This window comes from Pseudomonas putida, assembly GCF_001976065.1.
GTDB lineage: Bacteria > Pseudomonadota > Gammaproteobacteria > Pseudomonadales > Pseudomonadaceae > Aquipseudomonas > Aquipseudomonas serbica.
Genome location: NZ_MNAH01000006.1, coordinates 29,799 through 50,033, shown reverse-complemented (window position 1 = coordinate 50,033; position 20,235 = coordinate 29,799). Strand labels below are relative to the sequence as shown.

19 protein-coding genes are annotated in these 20,235 nt (G+C 62.5%); 7 read left to right on the top strand and 12 right to left on the bottom strand.

The window, feature by feature from the left end:
• The first annotated feature begins 78 nt into the window (after positions 1-78).
• Entirely contained in the window at positions 79-2,046 is a 1,968-nt protein-coding gene (locus tag BKX96_RS20535) for a pilus assembly protein TadG-related protein (RefSeq protein ID WP_077185330.1), read from the top strand.
• On the opposite strand, the gene BKX96_RS20530 is transcribed toward BKX96_RS20535, so the two are convergent.
• Positions 2,016-4,784 (bottom strand): ATP-binding protein, encoded by a 2,769-nt coding sequence (locus tag BKX96_RS20530; protein ID WP_077185329.1) that lies wholly within the window; start codon positions 4,782-4,784, stop codon positions 2,016-2,018. The genes BKX96_RS20535 and BKX96_RS20530 overlap by 31 nt on opposite strands.
• Positions 4,781-5,221 carry a TadE/TadG family type IV pilus assembly protein gene (locus BKX96_RS20525; protein WP_046819681.1) on the bottom strand — a complete coding sequence of 147 codons (441 nt, stop codon included), beginning with the start codon at positions 5,219-5,221 and terminating at the stop codon, positions 4,781-4,783. The genes BKX96_RS20530 and BKX96_RS20525 overlap by 4 nt, the downstream gene beginning before the upstream one ends.
• A 74-nt stretch (positions 5,222-5,295) precedes the next feature.
• Between BKX96_RS20525 and BKX96_RS20520 the strand changes: the two genes are divergently transcribed.
• Both BKX96_RS20520 and BKX96_RS20515 read left to right on the top strand, forming a co-directional pair.
• Positions 5,296-5,766 (top strand): prepilin peptidase, encoded by a 471-nt coding sequence (locus BKX96_RS20520; RefSeq protein ID WP_077185327.1) that lies wholly within the window; start codon positions 5,296-5,298, stop codon positions 5,764-5,766.
• A gap of 112 nt (positions 5,767-5,878) precedes the next feature.
• Positions 5,879-6,661, top strand: coding sequence for a response regulator transcription factor (locus BKX96_RS20515; RefSeq protein WP_046819679.1), 783 nt, complete (start codon positions 5,879-5,881; stop codon positions 6,659-6,661).
• Between the two features lie 252 nt (positions 6,662-6,913).
• Here BKX96_RS20515 and BKX96_RS20510 read toward each other — a convergent pair whose 3' ends face one another.
• Genes BKX96_RS20510 through cpaB form a run of 8 tightly spaced genes read right to left on the bottom strand, consistent with a single transcriptional unit; the run spans position 6,914 to position 14,384 of the window.
• Complete coding sequence (locus tag BKX96_RS20510) at positions 6,914-7,189, bottom strand: DUF3613 domain-containing protein (RefSeq protein ID WP_077185326.1); 276 nt, start codon at positions 7,187-7,189, stop codon at positions 6,914-6,916.
• 11 nt (positions 7,190-7,200) lie between these two features.
• A complete protein-coding gene (locus tag BKX96_RS20505; RefSeq protein WP_077185324.1) occupies positions 7,201-7,899 on the bottom strand; it encodes a tetratricopeptide repeat protein in 699 nt (232 codons plus the stop codon).
• 10 nt (positions 7,900-7,909) lie between these two features.
• Entirely contained in the window at positions 7,910-8,788 is an 879-nt protein-coding gene (locus tag BKX96_RS20500) for a type II secretion system F family protein (RefSeq protein ID WP_410454540.1), read from the bottom strand.
• 8 nt (positions 8,789-8,796) lie between these two features.
• Positions 8,797-9,681, bottom strand: a complete 885-nt coding sequence (locus BKX96_RS20495) for a type II secretion system F family protein (RefSeq protein ID WP_077185322.1) — start codon at positions 9,679-9,681, stop codon at positions 8,797-8,799.
• Between the two features lie 10 nt (positions 9,682-9,691).
• A complete protein-coding gene (locus BKX96_RS20490) occupies positions 9,692-10,972 on the bottom strand; it encodes a TadA family conjugal transfer-associated ATPase (protein WP_046819674.1) in 1,281 nt (426 codons plus the stop codon).
• The gene (locus BKX96_RS20485; protein WP_046819673.1) at positions 10,969-12,156 is read right to left on the bottom strand and encodes a CpaE/TadZ family protein; all 1,188 of its coding nucleotides are present in this window, start codon (positions 12,154-12,156) and stop codon (positions 10,969-10,971) included. The genes BKX96_RS20490 and BKX96_RS20485 overlap by 4 nt, the downstream gene beginning before the upstream one ends.
• Positions 12,153-13,415 carry a type II and III secretion system protein family protein gene (locus tag BKX96_RS20480; protein WP_046819672.1) on the bottom strand — a complete coding sequence of 421 codons (1,263 nt, stop codon included), beginning with the start codon at positions 13,413-13,415 and terminating at the stop codon, positions 12,153-12,155. Before BKX96_RS20480 ends, BKX96_RS20485 begins: the two co-directional genes overlap by 4 nt.
• A 21-nt stretch (positions 13,416-13,436) precedes the next feature.
• The gene (cpaB, locus tag BKX96_RS20475) at positions 13,437-14,384 is read right to left on the bottom strand and encodes a Flp pilus assembly protein CpaB (protein ID WP_077185321.1); all 948 of its coding nucleotides are present in this window, start codon (positions 14,382-14,384) and stop codon (positions 13,437-13,439) included.
• A 336-nt stretch (positions 14,385-14,720) separates the two neighbouring features.
• On the opposite strand from cpaB, the gene BKX96_RS20470 reads away from it, so the two are divergent.
• Together BKX96_RS20470 and BKX96_RS20465 are read left to right on the top strand one after the other, a co-directional pair.
• Positions 14,721-14,918: a Flp family type IVb pilin gene (locus BKX96_RS20470; protein WP_046819670.1), complete on the top strand. Its 198-nt coding sequence runs from the start codon at positions 14,721-14,723 to the stop codon at positions 14,916-14,918.
• An 85-nt stretch (positions 14,919-15,003) separates the two neighbouring features.
• Positions 15,004-15,417, top strand: coding sequence for a response regulator (locus BKX96_RS20465; RefSeq protein WP_077185320.1), 414 nt, complete (start codon positions 15,004-15,006; stop codon positions 15,415-15,417).
• 129 nt (positions 15,418-15,546) lie between these two features.
• On the opposite strand, the gene BKX96_RS20460 is transcribed toward BKX96_RS20465, so the two are convergent.
• Together BKX96_RS20460 and BKX96_RS20455 are read right to left on the bottom strand one after the other, a co-directional pair.
• Entirely contained in the window at positions 15,547-16,401 is an 855-nt protein-coding gene (locus BKX96_RS20460; RefSeq protein WP_077185319.1) for a MaoC family dehydratase, read from the bottom strand.
• Between the two features lie 2 nt (positions 16,402-16,403).
• Positions 16,404-17,756 (bottom strand): 3-oxoacyl-ACP reductase, encoded by a 1,353-nt coding sequence (locus BKX96_RS20455; protein WP_046819667.1) that lies wholly within the window; start codon positions 17,754-17,756, stop codon positions 16,404-16,406.
• A 119-nt stretch (positions 17,757-17,875) separates the two neighbouring features.
• Here BKX96_RS20455 and BKX96_RS20450 point away from each other — a divergent pair, with 119 nt between their 5' ends.
• Entirely contained in the window at positions 17,876-19,153 is a 1,278-nt protein-coding gene (locus BKX96_RS20450; protein WP_077185318.1) for an acetyl-CoA C-acetyltransferase, read from the top strand.
• 174 nt (positions 19,154-19,327) lie between these two features.
• Positions 19,328-20,119, top strand: a complete 792-nt coding sequence (locus BKX96_RS20445; RefSeq protein WP_046819665.1) for an AraC family transcriptional regulator — start codon at positions 19,328-19,330, stop codon at positions 20,117-20,119.
• Positions 20,120-20,235 lie beyond the last annotated feature (116 nt).

The window sequence follows — 20,235 nt, the reverse complement described above, 5'->3', positions numbered from 1 at the left end:
AATCGCGCCATCCCTTGTCTACACTGCCTTACACCCACGGAGGCCACGTTCGGCAGTGTGCCGGCAAAGGAGTGCGTGATGTCGCCCCGCATGCAGTTTCGCGGCCCGGCCCGGCAAAGGGGGGCGATTGGCTTGATGGCGGCGGTGACGCTGGCACTGGCGCTGGCGTTCACGCTGCTGGTCATCGACAGCGGTCGTCTGTACCTGGAAAAACGCAACCTGCAGCGCATCGCCGACATGGCCGCACTGGAAGCCGCCACCCGGGGCGGTGATTGTGCCAGCGGTGCCACCGCCACCAGCTATGCCACCGCCAGCGCCCAGCGCAACGGCTTCACCCTGCCTGGCGACGGGCGCGCACTGGCGGTGAGCTGCGGCGGGTTGAGCCTGGATGGCAACAACCTGCGGGTGTTTGCCGTCGACCCTGCGAAAAGCGAAGCCATCCAGGTCATCGCCAGCCATGTCGTGACGCAAAGTCTTGTCGGCGGCATTGGCGCCCTGTTTGGCGGTGCACCGGCGGGCGCGACCCTGACCCTCAAGGCAACGGCGGTCGCCGCGCTGCCGCCGCCGCTGGCCGCACTGACCATCCGCAGCACTGTGCTGACCTTCGATACCAGCAAGGCCGCCATCACCAGCTTGCTGTTCGGCGGCTTGCTGGGCGGCGACGTGATGATCAATGCCGCCGGCTGGAATGGCCTGGTCAACAGCAACATCAGCCTGCTCGCCTACCTCAATCGCCTGAAAGTCGACCTCGGTCTGACCGCCGCGGGTTATGACCAAGTGCTGGGCAACAGCGTCAACGTCAGCCAGTTGATCCAGGGCGCCATCAATGTCCTGGATCCCAATGGCACCCTGAGCGCGAGTGCCACGATCATCGGCCTGCAGGCGCTGAAAGTGGCGGCCGGCACCACCCGCGTGGTGCTGGGCGATTTGTTGCACGTCGAAAGTGGCAGCGACATCTCGGCCCTGGCGGTGAACCTGAAAGTCTTCGACCTGATTGAAGGCGTGGTGCAGTTGGCCAACAAACAAAACGGCCTGGTGGCGACCCTGCCGATCAACCTCGCGGGCCTGGCGCAGATCACCGCGCGGGTGCAGGTCATGCAGCCGCCGCAACTGTCGGCCGTGGGCAATCCGAAAAACGCCGCACTGGCGCCCCTGGGGCCTAACCGCATCTATGTTCGAACGGCCCAGGTCAAGACGTTATTGTCGATCAACCTGCCGGTGCTGGACGCCATCACCCCCCTGGCCAATGCCGTACTGGACCTTGCGACGTCGCTGACCAGCTTCCTCCAGGACCTGTTGGGACTGCGTGTGGACAAGTTGCTGACCTGCGGCTTGGGCGCCCCCTGTGACACGCCGGAAACCAAGCTCTTGCCACCGCCGATACGGCTCGATGTCGCTTTGGAGGCGGGCGGTGCCTGGAGTTATGTCACGGCCTACAGTTGCATCAGCGCGACCAGCAAAAGCCTGACGACCAACACCACGACCACGCTGATCGGATTGAAAATCGGGCAGATCGACCCCGCCGATGTATTTGGCTCCGCCACCGTCCCGCCGACCAATGTCGTGAACCCGCTACAGCTCATCTATGTCGGGGTGCAGACCTGCCAACGTCTGCTGTTTTTACCGGCGGTCTGCTACAACCATCGGCCCACCGGCGGCATCGCCATCCGGGTCAACACCTCGGTGGCGCAAAACCCCAACATGCCCCACGTGTATTCCGCGCCAGCCGCCGCCAACCTGCCGGAAATCAACCAGCCGCCGTTTTTCTATGCCTATACCACCACCAACATCGTCAACAGCCTGAGCACCACCGTCAGCAACCTCGGGGTGAACATGTATGGGACGTCGGGCAGCATCATCGGAGGACTGGGCAGCCTCTTGAACGACGTTACCACCGCGTTGGTGAATGCGATCAACAGCGTGCTCAGCCCGCTGCTGGACACGCTGATCAACACTTTGCTGGCGAGCCTGGGCATCGACTTGAACAAGGTCGAAGTCGGCGCCAACCTCAGCTGTCACGCCGGTCGAGCGTCGCTGGTGATCTGATCGTCGGGCACGATCGGCAGCTCGATGCAAAACCGCGCGCCCTCGGTGGAGTTGCGGGCGCTGAGCTTGCCGCCCATGTTCTGCACGATGCCGTAGCTCACGGACAACCCCAGCCCGGTGCCGACGCCCACCGGCTTGGTGGTGAAGAAGGGTTCGAAGATCCGCTCCAGCAGACGCGGATCGATGCCGCCGCCGTTGTCCTCAACCCACAGGCGCACCGCGTGTTCATCGCGCTCGGCATACAGTGCTATCCACGGCTGGAATTGCCCGTCGGCCTCACGCCTGCCGAGCAGTGCGTCGCGGGCGTTGACCATCAGGTTGATCAGCACCTGTTCCAGCTGATCGACATGCCCGCGCACCTGCACCGTAAACCCGCTTTCGCTGACCCGCAGGTCTACCCCTTTGCCGCGCATGCCCTCGGCCAACAGCGACAACGTGCCTTCGATGGCCAGCGCCGGATTGAACGGCTGCTGTTCGATCTCCGAGCGCCGGCCGAACACACGCATATGGTCCACCACCCGCGCGGCGCGCTGGACCTGGGCGTCGATGCGGTTGAGCTTGTCGGTCAGGTAATCGATCTGCAGGCTGCCATTTTCCAGGCGCTTGAGCACATTGACGATCGCCATGCGCATCACGTTCAGCGGCTGGTTGATTTCATGGGCCAGGCCGGTGGCCATCTCGCCCAGCGTGGCCATTTTCGCGCTTTGGGTCAGTTGTTGCTGGGCGCGTCGAACTTCGGTGTTGTCGCGGCCCACGGCCTGGATTTCCAGCAGGCGGCCTTGGGCATCGAACACCCCGCGATCCGACCAGACCCACCAGGCATGCTCCCGGCCGGGCAACTGCAGGTTGATTTCCGCTGTGCTCACGGGGAACTCCGGGCTCAACTGGCTCAGGCGCTGGAGGAAGGCCTCGCGCTGCTGCGCCGACATCCAGCTGCCCAGGTTCACCCCCGGCAAGCCCTCGGGCGAACATTCCAGGTACGTTGCCAACGGCCGGTTGCCGAAGGTCAGGGTCAGGTCCGGACGGTAGCGGCAGATCATCGCCGGCGAGTCCTCCACCAGCATCCGGTAACGCTCCTCGCTCTGCTTGACGTGCTCGGCCGCCAGCGTCGCTTCGGTCACATCCAGCCACAGGCCCACGGCTTCCACCGGCATTCCCAGGTCATCGCGCAGCAACCTGGCTTCGTCGAGCAACCAGTGGTAATCGCCACGACTGTCGCGCAGCCGATACCGTGCGCGCACCGAACCTTCGCGCAGCAGCAGGCGGGTGCGTTCGAAGTAGCGGTCGCGATCCTCTGGGTGAACACGCTCGACCAGCGCCGCCCCGCCGCAATCGGCGAGCGTCCAGCCCAGCAACGGTTGCAGGCTGTCGCTGAAAAAGGTCGGTTGCAGCGCACCTTCCACATAACGCTGTACGTAAATCACCGCGGGCGAACTGGCGATCAGATTGTCCAGTCGCGCATGGGCGGCAGCGGCCAGTTGCTCCTGGTTCTTGATGTCACTGATGTCGAGCATGAATCCGACTAGACGCTGCTGATTACCCACGCCCAGGGCTTGGCCCTGCACGCGATACCAGACCTCCGGGGCGTTGCTGTCGGCGCGGTGCAGGCGCACGCACAACAGCAAAGGTGTGCCTTCGTGCTGCAAATCCTGCAGGCGGCTGCGCAATTCGTCGCGATCAGCGGGGTGCACTTGCTCGAGCCATTCACTCAGCGGCAATCGCTCTTGCTCAAGATTCAGGGCGCGGGTCAACGAGGGGGCCAATTGCACCTCGGCGCTGTTGCTGAACACCTCCCACCAGCCGGTGCCGAGCAACGCCTGCAAGGAGTCCAGGCGCTCCAACTGCAGATGGTGTCGGTGTTCGCGCAAGCGTTCCAGCAAGGGGCCGGCCAAGGCGGCGGCGAACTGCAACCAGTCGCGCTTGCTGACGTCCGGGGCCTGTTGATGGGCCGGGTAACAGCCACAGAGCAACCAGGCCACCACGCCCTGGGCATCGTGGTAGGGCACGGCGAAACCCTCGGTGCTGGCAAAGGTGTCTTGCAGGCGTGGGTGCTCGGCCAGGTTCAGGTGACACGGCGTGGAGCCGTTCAAGCTGTCCAGGCCGGTGCCCAGGCGCTGTCCGTTGTGCCACAGGCTGGGTGCGTCGAAGCCGCAATAGTGCTGGTGAATCTGCCAGCCCTGCTCCTGCTCATCGAGCAAGGCCAGGGCGATGCAGGGAATGTGCAAGCGTTGGGCCAGCGCTTGCAGTTGGTCGATCAATACGTCGGGCAAGCGCGTCAGGCTGCACAGTCGCAACTGCTCGCCGATCTGTGCCGCAAGCAACTGGCACTGCTCACGCAGGCGCGCTTGCCGGCGTTCAAGCAGCAAATCGCCAATGTCCAGCAATTGCAGCAGCCAGGCGTCAGCCATCGGCTGAACCCAGCCACGCAGGTGCAGGGGCTGGCCGCTGAGGCTGTAGAAATCCAGGTCGAGGAGCTGGCCCTGCCAATCGGCGGGAGCCCCCTCAAGGATGAGGCTGCAGTGGGGCAAGAGAAAATCCAGCAGGTGCGGCAGCTTTGCCGAAGGGACCTGCTGGGCCAACTGATGGCGCAACGGCCCGGTCAGGTGTAACACGCGTCCTTCGACATTCAGTTGCATCTGTAAGCCGACGCCGAGCACGCTCAAAGGCTCCAGGATTTCCTGCTGCGCGGGCGGGTGGCGATTGAGTAAACGCCCGAAGAGTTTATCCCCGGCACTCAAAATTGCAGACTCGAACTGGCGGTGAGCGTCGCCGGTAAACTCGGTACCTGGCCAATCCCTGGCAGGCTCAGAAATGGAATCACCGCGTTCAACTTTTGCGTGGGATAGTGGATGGCGACCTGCAACACGCCGCCCGTGTAGGTGGTGGTCGTGTCGGTGGTGACATCGAAATTCAGCCCGGCGGGAATCCAGGCCAACTGACGGGTCAGCTCCAGTTTCACGACGTTTTTCAGCGCGGCCTCGTAACCGGGTGTGTTCGGGTCCAGGGCCACGCTACGACGCACGGCTTCGGCCGTCGACTGGTTGAACGACTGCATCAACAGCAGCGGCAGGCTGTAAGCGACGATTGCGTAGAACACGGCAAAAAAGATCACGAACACCAAGGCAAATTCGATCGCGACGGCACCTTTTTGCTTGCGTGGGAGGTTGCTTTTCATGAGTGCGTCTACCCTGACATCACGAGGTAATATCAGCATAGAATCATTCAGCCAAAACGGACGTTTTTTACCGGATGCAGAGCTTTGTCCTACTGATCTGGCTGGCGCTGTGCGCAGCGCAGGATGCCCGGGAACGGCACATCGCCAATCACCTGACCCTGGGCGTCGGGGCGCTGGCCCTGGCGTATCTGCTATACAGCGGCACCACCTGGATCGGCGCGTCAGCCGAGCAGGGCGGCTGGGCTGCGTTACTGGCATTGGCTTTTACCTTGCCCGGCTATGCGATGCGTCGCCTGGGCGCCGGGGACGTCAAACTCATGACCGCCTTGGGGCTGGCGACCGATGGTCGGCATGTGCTCGGCGTATTTATTGGCGCCGGCTTGGCCAGTGTGTGTTGGCTGCTGCTGGCGCCAAGAGTCTGGCTTCATATCGGACAAGGGCTTAGAAGTCATCTGGTTTGCCTGGAGCCCGGTCTGTCAAAGAAACAACCCTTTGCGCCCTTCCTGTTGGTGGGGCTGGTGCTGACATTTGCCTGGCTCGGCTAGCCATTCGTTTTTGTACAGCAGCCAAAAGAGCGACTACTTTCATTCAGAGGTTGTACAGCCTCAGGCTGTCGATAAAGGGACGGTCAGTCCTTGGCCTTGCAGGGAGTTGCACGTGAACAAGCGTACTTCGGCAGTAAAAGTCCTTGTGGTCGACGATCAGCCCATGGTCGTTGCAGAACTTTGCGAATTTCTTGAGAACAGCGGCTACCGTTGCGTTCCCTGCGAATCCGGCCAGCAGGCGATCGAACGTTTTCAACAAGACACGGACATCGGCCTGGTGCTCTGCGATTTGCACATGCCTGGCCTGGACGGCATTCAGATGGTCCAGGAGCTGCAGCGCCTGTCCGGCAAACATCGGGCGTTCGAAGCGATCATGCTCACCGGGCAGGCGGACAAGCAGGATGTGATCAAGGCGCTGCGCGCCGGTGTTGCCGATTACTACCAGAAGCCGATCGACCTGACTGAATTGCTCGAAGGCGTGCAACGCCAGGAAGTGGTACTGCAGGAGCGGCACAAGGCGTTGCAGTTGGGGCATCTGAATCAGAAGCTGCAGTACCTGTCCGAATCGCTTGATGATCTGTACGAGGATCTCGACAGGGTGCGACGCACACCGTCTGCACCGGGTGCGGATGACAGCACTGCAAGCGATAAAGAACGGGTCGAGATCCCGGCCATTTTCAGTCAGCTGTCGCCACGTCAGCTCGATGTGGCTCGCTTGGTGGGCAAGGGCCAGACCAATTATCAGATTGCCTGCGAGTTGGGCATTACCGAGAACACGGTGAAGTTGTACGTGTCGCAGGTGCTGCGCTTGACCCATATGCACAACCGCACGCAACTGGCGTTGGCGTTGACGCCGAGTAACTCGGGCGGGCGGCATCGGTTAACTGCGAACTGATCACCGCCAGCCAGCCGACATGAATCTGGCGGATGTACTGGATCCCCTGTAGGAGCGGGCTTGCCCGCGAACGCGGCCTGACAGCCGACCAATCTTGTGCAGGATCCCTCAAGTCTTTGGGAAACATCCGACACGCTTTTCAGGTTGCCTGTCGGAAGCCGGCTTGCTGGCGATGGCGTCGGTGAAATCGGCGCAGGGCTAGAGGGCCAATCGCTGGCAAGCCAGCGCCTACGGGGGCGATGGTGGCGCCACTTATTCCTGCGATCCGCTACTCACCTTCCCCCCCACATCCTGGTCAAAGAACTGCGGAATCTCATGCTGGTAACTTTTCAGCCAGCGCTGCATCGCCAGTTCGCGCTCGGTTGCGCTGGCGGTTTGCTGTTTGGTGGAGGCGGCTGCATTGCTGCTTTGCAGTTGCAGCCAGCCTTCGGTTTCCTGTTGTTGTGGCGAGGCGGGGCCTGCGTCGATGGCGTGGGCGGCAAGGGGCAGGGCCAGCAGGCCGAGGCAGTACAGGGTGGTCGGTTTCATCGGGGTGCTCCCTACTGGACGGCGACGACTTGTGCGGCGACGGTCGGGCCGGATTTACCGGGTGACTTGAGTTTCTCGGCGCGGGCCTGGGCCTGGGTGACTTGTGCCGGGTTCAGGCCAAGACGGCTGACCAGCTCGGCGGCGCGGTTCCAGTCGTCCTGGTAGATCAACAGGGTCACCAGGTTCACGGCGGCCAGTTTGTCGCTTTGCTTGAGCTCGATGGCCGTGAGGAATTCGAACTTGGCGTCCTCAATGCGCAACTGATTGAGGTACACAACGCCCAGGTCGTTGCGGATTTTTTCATCGGTAGGGGCCAGTCGGGCGGCCCGTTGCAGGTGCGCCTGAGCCAGGCCATTGTCGCCCTGGGCGGCGGCGAGTTGGCCCAGGCCGTGTTCGGCTTCGGCGGCCATGCAGCCGCCTAGCAGGCTACGGTACAGCGGCTCGGCTTCACGGCGGTCCAGCAGTCGATAAACCTTGGCCTTGCGCAGGCGCACGTCGGCCTGGTTGTCGGGCAGGCTCTGCAGGTTGGCGAGGCTGGCGTGCAGCTTGCCGTCATTGGCCATGTCATCGGCCAGGTTCAGCGACAGCTGTTGTTCGGCGTTCAACTTGGCGCAACTGGCGGTGTTGGTCAGGGCACTCCAGGGTGCCTGCCCGTTGCTCGCGCAACCCCCCAGCAACAGCAGGCTCAAACCGGCAATCATTGCTTTCATCACGAATCCCCTAAGAAGCAAAAGCCCGGGCGAGGGCGGTGAAACCCGGGCCGGCCAGTACGATCAATAACGCCGGGAAGAGGAACAGCATCATCACGACGGACATTTTTGCGGACATCTTGGAGATGTATTCCTGCAGCCTCGCCAGGCGCTTGTCATCGAGTAACAGTTTGAGCGCCAGCAGGGATTTCATCGCACCGCCGCCCTGATGGAGCAGCTGTTGCAGGATCACGCAGGTGTCAGTGAATTCGTCGACCGCCAGCAAGCGAGTGGCCTTGTTCAGTTCATCGCCCAGTTCCAGGCCTGAATCGACGCGGGCCAGCACCAGGCGCAGCTCGTGGGTCAGCGTGGGCATCAACAACTTGCCTTCATTACTCAATACGCGCAGCGATTGCTCCACGGCCATGCCCGATTCGAACAGGATGCGCAGCAATGGAATGAAGGTAGAGATCTCGACCGCCAGTTTCTTTTGCCGATGGTGCGCTGCGGCGGCCAGCAGGCGCTTGGGCAGCAGATAGCCGATTCCTAAGGCGAAGGCCGGGACCAGCCACGCACGAGTGACCTCGGGGAAAAACAGGCCCTGCACCAGCGCACTCAACGCCAGCGCCAGTACCGGGGTGCCAACCTGGAAGGCGGCGAACAAAGCCCGCTGCCGCGCGGTACGCCAGCCCAGGCAGTTGAGCAGCGTCTGGGTTTCGTTATCGAGCTTGACCGACTGCTGGCCGACTCGGCTGGTACCCAGCGCATGCAGCCATTGGCTGAAGCGGTTTTCGCTTGGCGCTTTGCCGTCCAGGCGCTGCACCACCTGGCGGGCACGCCGACGCATTTGCACGATGACGCCGACAAACAATCCAGATGCCAGCAGGAACAGCAGCGAGCTCAGCAGCATGGACAGGTTCATAGGCTGCGCAACATCCGCCACAGCGCCACGCAGCCGAACACCTGGAGGGCGAGCGCTCCCACCAGCATCGATTGCCCCGAACTGTCGTTCCACATGCCCATCAGGTACTTGGGATTGGACACCAGGATGTAGCCGGCGAGTACCACCGGCATCAACGCCAGGACCACCGCCGTGACCCGGGTTTCGCCGGTCATGGCGCTCAACTGGCGAGCGGCCTGTTCACGTTCGCGGATGATCTTGATCAGGTTCTCCAGCAGTTCACTGGCGTTACCACCGTAGCGATGGTTGACCTTCAAGCCGAGGGCAAACAAGCGCAGTTCGTCCTTGTCATAGAGTTCGGCGAAGTCCGAGGCGGCGTCCGGCAGGCTGATGCCCATGTGCACCTGGCGTTGCACGCGGCCCAAGGCATTTTTCAGCGGGTCTTCAGCGGCGTCGATGGCGCCCAGTACTGCATCGGCCAGGGTGCGTCCGGATTTCAGGCTGCGCACGCTGTGATCCAGCAGCGCTGGCAATTGTTCGATCATGCGCTTGAGCCGGCGCTGGTAACGCCAGTCGACATACAGGCGCAGCAGCAGGGGCGGCAACAGCAACAGAGCGATCAAACCCGGCCAGCCGCCACCGATGAAGCCGAGCAGACTACCCAGGCCCCACAGCGTCAGCCACGCACCCAGGCGTTCCGTGGGGCGGCCGAGACCGGCGCGTAAAAAGGCCCGGTCGAGCCCTGTCCAGGAGGATTTTTGCACCAGCCGTTCCGGTTGCCCCTGACTCAGGCGCTCCAGCACGCGGCGGGTGCCGGGCTCGCGCAAGCCGCGGCTGAGCAAGCGGGCCGACAGCCACAGCAACGCCAGGCAAACGAGGATGAGCAGCAGCGGTTTGAGCATACCGTGGCCTTCAATACACCGAGGGAGAGAGCACCGACTCGCGGCGCAGTTTGTCACCGGCGGGGTTGAGCGCCTCGCGCATGAAACCGAAGCCGCTGCGGCGGTCGAGGCGAAACAGCGTATTGGTGACGTACACGTCTTCGCGGATGCCGATCACCTCCACCACTTCACTCACGCAGCGCCGGCCATCGGGCATGCGCGTCAACTGGATCACCACGTCCAGCGCCGCACAGATCATCTGGCGCAGGGTGCGTTCGGCAATGCTGCGCCCGGTCAGGCCGACCAGGGTTTCCAGGCGCAACAAGGCATCCTGGGCGTTGTTGGCGTGCACGGTGCTCATGGAACCGTCGTGACCGGTGTTCATGGCGGTCAATACGTCGACCACTTCGACGCCCCGGATCTCGCCGAGGATGATCCGGTCCGGGCGCATCCGCAGCGCGTTGCGAATCAGGTCGCTGGCTTTCACCTCGCCATGGCCTTCGGCATTTGGCGGCCGGGTTTCCAGGCGCACCACGTGGGGGTGGCCCAGTTGCAGTTCGGCGACGTCTTCGATGGTCACCAGGCGTTGGTGGGGGTCGATCAACTGGCTGAGGATGTTCAGCAGCGTGGTCTTGCCGGTGCCGGTGCCGCCGCTGATCAGGATATTGCAGCGCTTGCCCACGGCCTCTTGCAGGAACTCGTAGATCGACTGGTCGATGGTTTGCATGGCCATCAGGTCAGTGCTGTTGAGCATGTCCTGGCGGAATTTTCGGATCGACAGGCACGGCCCGTCGAGTGCAATCGGCGGAATGATCGCGTTGACCCGGCTGCCGTCCGGCAGGCGCGCATCGACCATCGGCGAAGACTCATCGAGCCGCCGGCCGAGGGGCGCGAGGATGCGCTGGATGACGCGCTCGACATGGTGCGCATCGATGAACCGCAGGTCGCTCAGGTGCAATACACCATCGCGCTCGATGAACACGCGGTGCGGGCCGTTGACCAGGATTTCGGTGACTGCCGAATCACGCAGCAGCACTTCCAGCGGGCCGAAACCTGTGAGCTCGTCGACGATCTCTTCGGCCAGGCGCTCCATCTCGTAGCGCGAGATCGCCAGGTGCAGGCGCGCGATGTATTCGGCCACTTTATCGATGACGAACTGCGCCAGCACCTGGCGCGAGCCTTCGAGCAGGTTTTTCCCGGACTCTTCGATGGCATCGATGATGTAGCGGTGCAACACCAGTTTCAGGCCTTCGTGGTCGGTATTGCCGGCCACTCCACGGTGTGTCGCGCCGAACAGTTTTTCGCCGCTCATGGCGTACCTCTCAGACGGCTGAACCAGGACTTGGGTTTGGCCAGGCTCTCGGAACGCTTGGCCAGGCATTCGCCGAGATTGCGCAGGCTTTGGGTAAGCACTTCCCGGGGCGCCAGTTCGAACAGGGTCACGCCCTGGTTCTTGGCGTTCAAGCGCACTTCGGGGCTATAGGCGAGGGTGGCGATGACCTCCATGCCGAAGCTTTTGCCCAAGGCCACGGCGTCCGGCGCGACGCTGCGCAGGTAGCGGTCCACCAGCAGCTTGGCGTGATCGAGCTTCATGCCTTTTTCGCGCCACAGATTCAGTACCGCCAGGTTGCGGCGGCAGTCGAGCACATTCTGGTCGGTGTACCACAGCAGCTTGTCGCAATGGCTGACGAAGGTGCGCAGCGCTTCGCTGTCTGGCTGGCCGGTGAGGTTCACCACGATGTGCTGGAAGTGCTGGCGCAGGGCGCTGAGCAGCATGTACAACTCGGCGGCGCTGGTGTGTTCCAGCGGTTCATCCTGAGTGGCGTAGGCGAGAATCCGTAGCCCGGCTTCGCAACGGGTGAAGGCGCTGTCGATCAGCGTGGCGTCGAGGCGGCGCAGGTTGCGCAGTGCATCGCCGAAATGAAACGAACTTTCCAGGCCCAGCAGGGCCAGGCTGTCACCGTGCGGCAGGCCGAGGTCGAGCAGCAGTGTTTGCTGACCGCTCTTTTGCACCACCTGCGCCATGTGGTTGGCCAGCAGCGCGCCGTCGGCATTGCTCTGCACGCCGTACAGCACCGTCAGGCCGCCCAGGTGCGTGTTCGGCACCACAGGGGGCAGGCGTTTGCTTTGGCGCCGCACCAGCCCGGCGACCTCGCTGGAGCGCGAACCGTAGGCGACGAAGTCCCGGGCCCCGGCGCGCATGGCGTTGAGCACGAGTTGATTGTCCATGCCGTCGCCCAGCGCGACGATGGCCAGCCGCGGCTTGGCTTCCAGGGCGCCTTCAATCAGGGCGCACTGGGCCACCACGTGTTCACGGTCCAGACCCACGAACACCAGGCTGGCCAGGGTCACGTCCACCAGCGCCAAGAGTTCGTCGAGGCTGCCGCCGCCGGCGCTGACCACCTGGCCCAAGGGGGCGAGCGCGCCTTGCAGCCATTCCAGGTCCGTGCTGTTGCGGGTGATCGCCAGGAAGGTCTGGCTCAGGTTCTGGCTCATTGCGATAACCCGCTGCGTTTATCGAAGTCGCCGTTTTCGAGGAAGTACAGGCGATACCAATTGGGGTCGTAATTGCGCAGTTTTTCCCCCGGCAGCGACGGCAGTTGTGCATTGGCGGCCAACGGCTGCACCAGGTGCGGCGTGACGATCATCAGCAGTTCGCGCTCTTCGCGATTGATCGAAGAGCTGCGAAAGAACGCGCCGAGGATCGGGATGTCTCCCAGCCCCGGAAACTTGTCCACCTGCGAGGTGTTTTGCGTGCTGATCAGGCCACTGATGACGAAGCTTTCGCCATCGGCCAGGGAGATGCTGGTGTCTGTGCGGCGAATGGTGAACGCCGGCACGGTGGTGCCGCCGATGGTCACGGCGTTGTTGTAATCCAGTTCGCTGACCTCCGGCGCGACCTTGAGGGCGATCTGGTCATTGCTGACCACCGTAGGCGTGAGCGTCAGGCGGATGCCGAATTCCTTGTATTCGATGGAGTAGCTGTTGCTGTTGGCGCTGGGGATCGGGATCGGGATTTCTCCGCCCGCCAGGAAGCTTGCGCTCTGTCCGCTGATTGCCACCAGGCTCGGTCGCGCCAGGGTGTAGGCAAAGCCACTGCTCTCCATGGCATTGATGATGGCCAGGAAGTTGCCGCCGCCGGCGACGATGTTGAACATGTCGTTGGCCAACGGAATGCTCGGCACGGCGATCCGTGGATCAAGGTTGCGCAATGGAAACACCCTGGGCGTCACCGCCGTGTTCGGGACGGTACCGGGGGAACCAAAGAGGAAGTTCGAGTTTTTGCCATAGATCGAGGTACTGGCTTCCTTGAGCTTGGTGCGACTGACTTCGACGAAGCGAATGTCGGTCTGCACTTGTGATGGCAGCAGTTGATCATCGGACGGTGACTGCCTGGCGCTGGTCATGGCCGCCGTCGCGCGGCCCTGGACGAACACCATGCTATGGCGCGGTGCGCTGGAACAGGCGGTCCAGACCATCAGGCTGGTGGCGCCGGCGCCCATTCCGGTGAGCAGGAACGCCTGGTTGCCATTGACGCGCACGTCGGCGATCTTCGGGTCGCCCACCGCGATCCGGGTGATCGCCACCGGCGATTGCACTTCCTGTTGCAGGCCTTCGCCCACTTCCAATACCGCTGGCAAGGGGGCCAGCGTGGCACAACTACCGCTAGCTGCCAGTGCTGCCGCTACCGGCATGCCGTTCAGCAAGGTGGCCCAGATCAAGCCGTTGAACAACGGCGTAATACGTCTGCGCATTCAAGCGTTTCCTTGCACGATTCAGGGGGTCTTTTGCGATTCGTTGCCGCGGATGACTTCCACGCCGGAGCGGCGCGGTGCGCCTGCGCCACTGGCGAGCAGCGGTTTGGGCGGTGGGGTCATGGCCAACTGGTTGAACTGGATCAATTCGCGATTGGCGTTGGCGATGTTCGCCGCAGCATCTTTTTCACCGGCCCAGTAACGCGCCAGGCGCTTTTCCTCGGCGCTGCGCACGGCCAGGCGCAACACGCCGGCCTGGGCGGCGAGCATCAGGCGACTCAATAGTTGTTCGGGGACGGCGAGCAGCACGGTGCGGGCGCTGGCGCGGGTTTGCTCCTGACGGAGTTTTTCATCGTTGCCATGGGGCGGGCTGGAAGGCTGGCCATCGTTGGTCAGGCCCAATTGCTCGCCCACCCCCAGTACGCGCAAGGCCGGGACTACAAGTTGAGCCGAAGGCTGAAGATTGTGGGTGTCCATGCGCAGGAACAGCAGCACATCGACATAGTCGCCCGGGGTCAATTGCCCGCCGGCATTGATCACTTCATCCACGGCCACGGCCAGCGCGCGCTCATCGGGACGAATCATCCGCGCCAGCTTGCCCCCGCCTTCAAAACTCTCGTCGTTGAGCCAGCTGCCAGCGGCCAGGGCGCGCCAGGGTGTGCGGCCAATGGCTTGATCAAGTCGGGTCAGGCTGCCAGCCGGAACGGTGCGCAACTTTTCCAGGGTCACATCGGCGGCGGTGATCTGCACAAACGGTGGGATGTCATGCAACAACACCACGATCGGTTGGCGGGTGTCTTCTTCTGGCTGGGGAACAGGTGCAGGAGTTGTGGATGTCGCCGGTGTTATCTCGGTTTGTGCAACAGGGGCGGCGGCCGGCTGACGGGTCAAGGTGAAGCCCCAGTAACCGGCGATGACAGCGCCCGCGAGGGACAGGCCGGCTAGGCCAAGGATGACACGACTGTTCATGACGGCGCTTCCTTTCCTGATGCATCTTTCCTGCTGCACAAAGAACCCGTTTCCGCAACGAGACAACTTCGCAATCAGGTAGCTATGAACATGGAACTATTTGGCTATTTGAAGGTAGCGCAGCTAGAGCAAAACGCCATTACCACGGGGTAAAAATCCACTAAAAGATAATGGCTCAGGGCAAATGCAAGGTTTTTTGACGTCAAGCAAACGATTAATACTTTCGGGTTAATGCGTTCTTACAGTTGTTTGCCGGTGAAATGCCGACAATGCTGATGCTGGCACAGGGAAATCATGTTGCGTTGGTGCAACACCTGGAGCGCTCAGGAGAACAACATGTCTTTCGCCAAGTTGGTTCAGAAGGTCAAATCCGAAATCGCTTTTTACAAGGGACTGGCCAGGGATACGGAGGGGGCGTCGGGTATCGAGTACGCCATCGTCGCTGCGATGGTCGCGGTGGTGATTGCCGGGCTCAGCGGCGGCATCGGGACAGATCTGACTACGATGTTCACCAGCATCAAAAACGCCTTGTGAGTGACTGTCAGAGGTCGCACCGGCCATTTGCCAATGCAACGAGTGGGCTCTAATGTCAGCGCTTAGTCTATTCCAGGTGTTGCCTATGAACGCTCCAGCACTGCCGCGACAACAACTGCTCCTGGTCGATGACGAGGAAGATGCGTTGCTTGAGTTGGCGGAGTTGCTGGAGGGTGAGGGCTTTAATTGTTTCACCGCGACCTCGGTCAAGCTGGCGCTGCAGCATCTGACACGCCATCCGGATATCGCGCTGGTCATCACCGACCTGCGCATGCCGGAGGAGAGTGGCATGTCGTTGATCAAGCGCTTGCGCGAACACACCGCGCGCCAGCATTTGCCGGTGATCGTGATGTCCGGGCATGCGGAAATGGAGGATGTCAGTGACATGTTGCGGTTGCAGGTGCTGGACCTGTTTCGCAAGCCGATCTATCACGTGCGCTTGCTGGAGACGTTGAACAACCTGTTCCCGCAGCCGTTGGCGGCGTTGGCCAAACGCTGAACCCTGTTCTGCGGCGGACCTTGTAGGAGCCCGGCGTGCCGGCGAAGGCGCCCGAAAGACCGACGCAAGGTTCCAGGACGCCTTCGCCGGCAAGCCGGCTCCTACAAGGTGTATCTCATCCGATTCGCCTCAGGCGATGGGCCGCCAATGGCCCACCATGTGCTCCAGGTCGCCAGCCCCGATCAGTTGCAGATCCCCGCTGGAACCGGCGGCGCTGGCCAGCAATGTCACCTCGCTGGGCAGTCGCACCGGTTTCTTGAATTGCACCGCGATCTCGATGTTCGCCGCCGGCAGGTGCTCGGCCAGTGCCGCCAGTGTGCGTGCCTTGTTCCACAGCCCATGGGCAATCGCCGAGGGAAAACCGAACATTTTCGCGCTGAGCGCACTCAGGTGAATCGGGTTGTAGTCGCCGGAGACCTTGGCGTATCGGCGGCCGATGTCGGCGGGCGCTTTCCACTGGGCGACTTGCGTCAGCGGCAGCGTCGGCGCCAACACTTCCTCAACGGGCTCGCCCTCAAGTTTCATCCCGCGGCACAGCATCTGGCTTTGCGCCTCCCAGAGCGGTCCCAGTTGATCATCCAGAATCGTCACCAGATCGAACGTTGCCCCCTTCGCATGGGGTTGCAGGTTCTCCACGCACACGCTGGCCCGCACCCGATGGACCCCGCCCATGGGGCGCAGCACGCGGATGCGATTGCTCAGGTGAATCAGCCCCAGCAGCGGGAACGGAAAGTCCCGGGCAGTGAGCAGTTGCATCTGTAAGGCGAAGGCGAGGATGTGCGGGTAGGTGGGTGGCAGCAGGCCGTTGTCGGCGAAGCCGCAGACCTGGCGATAGGCCGCCAGGCGCTGTGGGTCGACATCCAGCCAGCAACGCAAACCCGAATGGGGCAGGGTGCTGCCGGTGATTTTGCGCCGCATCGCGGCATGCGTGTATAGCCCCGGCAGGCTGGGTTCGCGATTGAGTGTGTGCCAGTCGATGATCATGACTAAGCCCCCAGAACGCTTTGCCCGCAGACACGCAAGGCCTGGCCGGTGAACGCACCCGTGCCCGGTTGCGCGAGCCAGGCCACCGCTTCGGCGACGTCCTGCGGCAGGCCGCCCTGGCCCAACGAGCTCATGCGGCGCCCGGCTTCGCGCAGGCCGAATGGAATGTGCGCGGTCATCTGGGTTTCGATAAACCCCGGTGCAACGGCATTGATGCTGATGCCGCGCTCATGCAGCAGCGGCGCCCAGGCTTGTGCCAGACCGATCAGGCCAGCCTTGCTCGCCGCGTAGTTGGTTTGCCCGCGATTGCCTGCGATGCCGCTGATCGATGCCAGCAGGATCACCCGGCCATTGTCGCTCAGGGTACCGCTGTCGAGCAGTGCCTTGGTCAGCACTTGTGGGGCGTTGAGGTTGACGGCGAGTACCGCGTCCCAGAATTCCGGGGTCATGTTGGCTAGGGTCTTGTCCCGGGTGATGCCGGCGTTGTGCACCACGATGTCGATGCCGTCGGGCAACTGTTCGACCAGCTCCGTGGCAGCGTTCTCGGCGCAGATGTCGAGGGTGATGCCACGTCCGCCGAGGCGTGCGGCGAGGGCGTCAAGGTCGGTCCTGGCTGGCGGAACGTCGAGCAGGATGACCTCGGCGCCGTCACGGGCCAAGGTCTCGGCGATGGCGGCGCCAATACCGCGCGCAGCGCCGGTGACCAGCGCCTTGCGTCCGGCCAGGGGGCGCGTCCAGTCCGTCACCTGGGTGTCGCAGGCATCCAGGCCAATTACTTGCCCGGACACGAAAGCGCTTTTCGGTGAGAGGAAAAACCGCAGCGGTCCTTCCAGTTGATCCTCGGCACCTTCGCCAACATGGATCAGCTGCAAGGTGCCACCGCTGCGCAGTTCCTTGGCCAGCGAGCGGCTGAAGCCTTCGAGGGCGCGCTGGGTACTGGCGGCAAACGGATCGCTCAAGGTCCGCGGGTCACGGCCCAGAATCACCAGGTGAGCACTGTGGTCGAGATTTTTCATCAATGGCTGGAAGAACTCGCGCAGCTGCTTGAGCTGATCGACCTGCACCAGGTCACTGGCATCGAACACCACGGCCTTGAGTTTCGGCCCGTGCCCGGGTATCCACGCGGTCGCCATCGAGGGCTCGGTGCCGTAGGTGTAGATCGCGTCCGTCAGGCGGTTGGCGAAGGCGTTGACCTTTTCCGCCAGCGGTCCGCCGCCAATCAGCAAAGCGCCTTCCACGGGGCGCAGTCGGCCCGCTTGCCAGCGTTCCAGGCGTACCGGTGAAGGCAGGCCCAAGGCCCCGACCAGACGATGGCCGATGGACGAGTTGGCGAAGTCGATATAGCGGTCGGACATGGAACGCGCTCCAGCAGATGAGGTTCAAAGTGTGGACCATGAATGGCAATCAGTCGTTCGATTTGCCAGATACGGCCTACGCTTGCGGGTAATGGCCTTCACAGAATAGGAAGTTTTTCATGACTCAGCTGCGTCGCGTCGCGATCATCGGTGGTAACCGGATACCCTTCGCCCGCTCCAACGGACCGTATTCCACCGCCAGTAACCAGGCCATGCTCACGGCTGCGCTCGAAGGCCTGATCGAACGCTACAACCTGCATGGACTGCGCCTTGGCGAAGTGGTGACCGGGGCCGTGCTCAAGTTGCCAAGGGACATGGCCCTGACACGCGAGTGTGTGCTCGGCTCCAGACTGGCGCCCGCTACCCCGGCCTACGACATCCAGCAAGCTTGCGGCACCGGGCTGGAAGCGGCGCTGCTGGTAGCAAACAAGATTGCCCTGGGCCAGATCGACTGCGGCATTGCCGGTGGCGTCGATACCACCTCGGATGCGCCGATCAGTGTCAACGAAGGCTTGCGCAAGATTCTGCTGCAGGCTTATCGCGCCAGCACCACCGCAGAAAAACTCAAACCCTTCTTGCAGTTGCGCCCCCGGCACCTGATCCCCGAGTTCCCGCGCAATGGCGAGCCGCGAACCGGTATGTCCATGGGCGAGCATTGCGAATTGATGGCGCAGGCCTGGAACATTCCCCGTGAAGAGCAGGATCAGCTGACGCTGTTGAGCCATCAGAACCTGAACGCGTCCTACGCCGAAGGTTGGCAAAACGATTTGATGACGCCGTTTCTGGGCCTCACCCGCGACAACAATTTGCGCCCGGACCTGACCCTGGAAAAGCTCGCCTCGCTCAAGACCGTTTTCGAAAAAAGCGCGAAAGGCACCCTGACCGCCGGCAACTCCACGCCGCTGACCGATGGCGCATCCTTGGTGCTGCTGGGCACGGAGGCATGGGCGAAGGAACGTGGTCTACCGATTCTCGCCTACTTGCGCGACGGCGAAACCGCCGCGGTGGATTTTGTCCATGGCGCCGAGGGCCTGTTGATGGCTCCGGTGTATGCCGTGCCGCGCCTGCTGGCGCGCAATGGCCTGACCCTGCAGGACTTCGATTACTACGAGATCCATGAAGCCTTCGCCGCTCAGGTGCTCTGTACCCTGAAGGCCTGGGAAGACCCTGAATATTGCAAAAGTCGCCTGGGCCTCGAAGCACCGCTGGGGTCCATCGACCGCAGCAAGCTCAATGTCAAAGGCAGCTCGCTGGCGGCCGGCCACCCGTTTGCGGCCACGGGCGGGCGTATCCTCGCCAATATGGCGAAGTTGCTCGATGCCGCGGGGAAGGGGCGGGGGCTTATCTCGATCTGCGCCGCAGGTGGCCAAGGCGTTACCGCAATCATCGAACGTTAATGATTACTGTAGGAGCTGGCTCGCCAGCGAAAGCGGTGTGTCAGCCAAAGAGATGTTGAATGTGCTGGCCCCTTCGCTGGCAAGCCAGCGCCTACAGATATGTTCGGTGTTGAATAGATCCGAGGCATGGCCTAACGTCGCCTGATCAGCCGTCTCGCAACACAAGGCCAGGTTATGCCGACTAACGGACAGGTTTCCCTCGAGCGCAGCATTCCGCCCCTCATCACGCTGCCGCGTCCGCTGTATGCCCGGGTGGAAAGCCTCAATGCCGGGTCGTGGACGCCGTCCCATCGTCACGACTGGGTGCAATTTTCCTATGCCATCAGCGGTGTACTCGGTGTGCATACCGCCGAGGGCAGTTTTTTCGCGCCACCGCAGTGGGGGATCTGGATTCCGGCGGACCTTGATCACCAGGTCGTGACCTCGATGCGCGCCGAGATGCGCAGCCTGTACGTGCGTCGTGAGGATTGCCAGTGGGCGGACGGGCGTTGCCGGGTGCTGGAAGTGACGCCGCTGGCCAGGGAGCTGATCAAGAGTTTCTGCCTGCTGCCAGTGGAGTATCCCCTGGGCGACAGCCCGCAAGCGCGGCTGGTGAGTGTGTTGCTCGATCAGTTGGCGATCTTGCCGGAAGTCGGGTTTTCCCTGCCGCTGCCCCGTCATGAGCGGTTGCTGGGGTTGTGCAACGAGTTGATCGAAAACCCCGAGTGTAACGTGACCCTGCACGAATGGGCCGAACGCTTGGGCACGTCGGAGAAAACCCTGATGCGTTTGTTCCAGCGTGAAACCGGGTTGAGTTTTCGCGGCTGGCGCCAGCGTATGCGCTTGTTGTCGTCGCTGAGTCTGCTGGAGGAGGGGGACAGCGTGACCAATGCCGCGCTGGCCTGTGGGTATGACTCGACGTCGGCGTTTATTGCGGCGTTCAAGAGCCTGTTCGGGTTTACCCCGGGAGAATTGTTCCGGCAGTGACGGCCTCTTCGCGAGCAGGCTCGTTCCCACATTTGATCTTCAGTGGCCGCAGATTTAGTGCATGCCGAGATCCCTGTGGGAGTGAGCCCGCTCGCGAATGGCCGCGAAGCGGCCAC

Excerpts from the sequence above, each read along its gene's own strand:
- BKX96_RS20535 (WP_077185330.1), top strand. The coding sequence starts at position 79 with ATGTCGCCCCGCATGCAGTTTCGCGGCCCGGCCCGGCAAAGGGGGGCG.
- BKX96_RS20525 (WP_046819681.1), bottom strand. The coding sequence starts at position 5,221 with ATGAAAAGCAACCTCCCACGCAAGCAAAAAGGTGCCGTCGCGATCGAA.
- BKX96_RS20520 (WP_077185327.1), top strand. The coding sequence starts at position 5,296 with ATGCAGAGCTTTGTCCTACTGATCTGGCTGGCGCTGTGCGCAGCGCAG.
- BKX96_RS20510 (WP_077185326.1), bottom strand. The coding sequence starts at position 7,189 with ATGAAACCGACCACCCTGTACTGCCTCGGCCTGCTGGCCCTGCCCCTT.
- BKX96_RS20505 (WP_077185324.1), bottom strand. The coding sequence starts at position 7,899 with ATGAAAGCAATGATTGCCGGTTTGAGCCTGCTGTTGCTGGGGGGTTGC.
- BKX96_RS20500 (WP_410454540.1), bottom strand. The coding sequence starts at position 8,788 with ATGCTGCTGAGCTCGCTGCTGTTCCTGCTGGCATCTGGATTGTTTGTC.
- BKX96_RS20495 (WP_077185322.1), bottom strand. The coding sequence starts at position 9,681 with ATGCTCAAACCGCTGCTGCTCATCCTCGTTTGCCTGGCGTTGCTGTGG.
- BKX96_RS20490 (WP_046819674.1), bottom strand. The coding sequence starts at position 10,972 with ATGAGCGGCGAAAAACTGTTCGGCGCGACACACCGTGGAGTGGCCGGC.
- BKX96_RS20485 (WP_046819673.1), bottom strand. The coding sequence starts at position 12,156 with ATGAGCCAGAACCTGAGCCAGACCTTCCTGGCGATCACCCGCAACAGC.
- BKX96_RS20480 (WP_046819672.1), bottom strand. The coding sequence starts at position 13,415 with ATGCGCAGACGTATTACGCCGTTGTTCAACGGCTTGATCTGGGCCACC.
- cpaB (WP_077185321.1), bottom strand. The coding sequence starts at position 14,384 with ATGAACAGTCGTGTCATCCTTGGCCTAGCCGGCCTGTCCCTCGCGGGC.
- BKX96_RS20470 (WP_046819670.1), top strand. The coding sequence starts at position 14,721 with ATGTCTTTCGCCAAGTTGGTTCAGAAGGTCAAATCCGAAATCGCTTTT.
- BKX96_RS20465 (WP_077185320.1), top strand. The coding sequence starts at position 15,004 with ATGAACGCTCCAGCACTGCCGCGACAACAACTGCTCCTGGTCGATGAC.
- BKX96_RS20460 (WP_077185319.1), bottom strand. The coding sequence starts at position 16,401 with ATGATCATCGACTGGCACACACTCAATCGCGAACCCAGCCTGCCGGGG.
- BKX96_RS20455 (WP_046819667.1), bottom strand. The coding sequence starts at position 17,756 with ATGTCCGACCGCTATATCGACTTCGCCAACTCGTCCATCGGCCATCGT.
- BKX96_RS20450 (WP_077185318.1), top strand. The coding sequence starts at position 17,876 with ATGACTCAGCTGCGTCGCGTCGCGATCATCGGTGGTAACCGGATACCC.
- BKX96_RS20445 (WP_046819665.1), top strand. The coding sequence starts at position 19,328 with ATGCCGACTAACGGACAGGTTTCCCTCGAGCGCAGCATTCCGCCCCTC.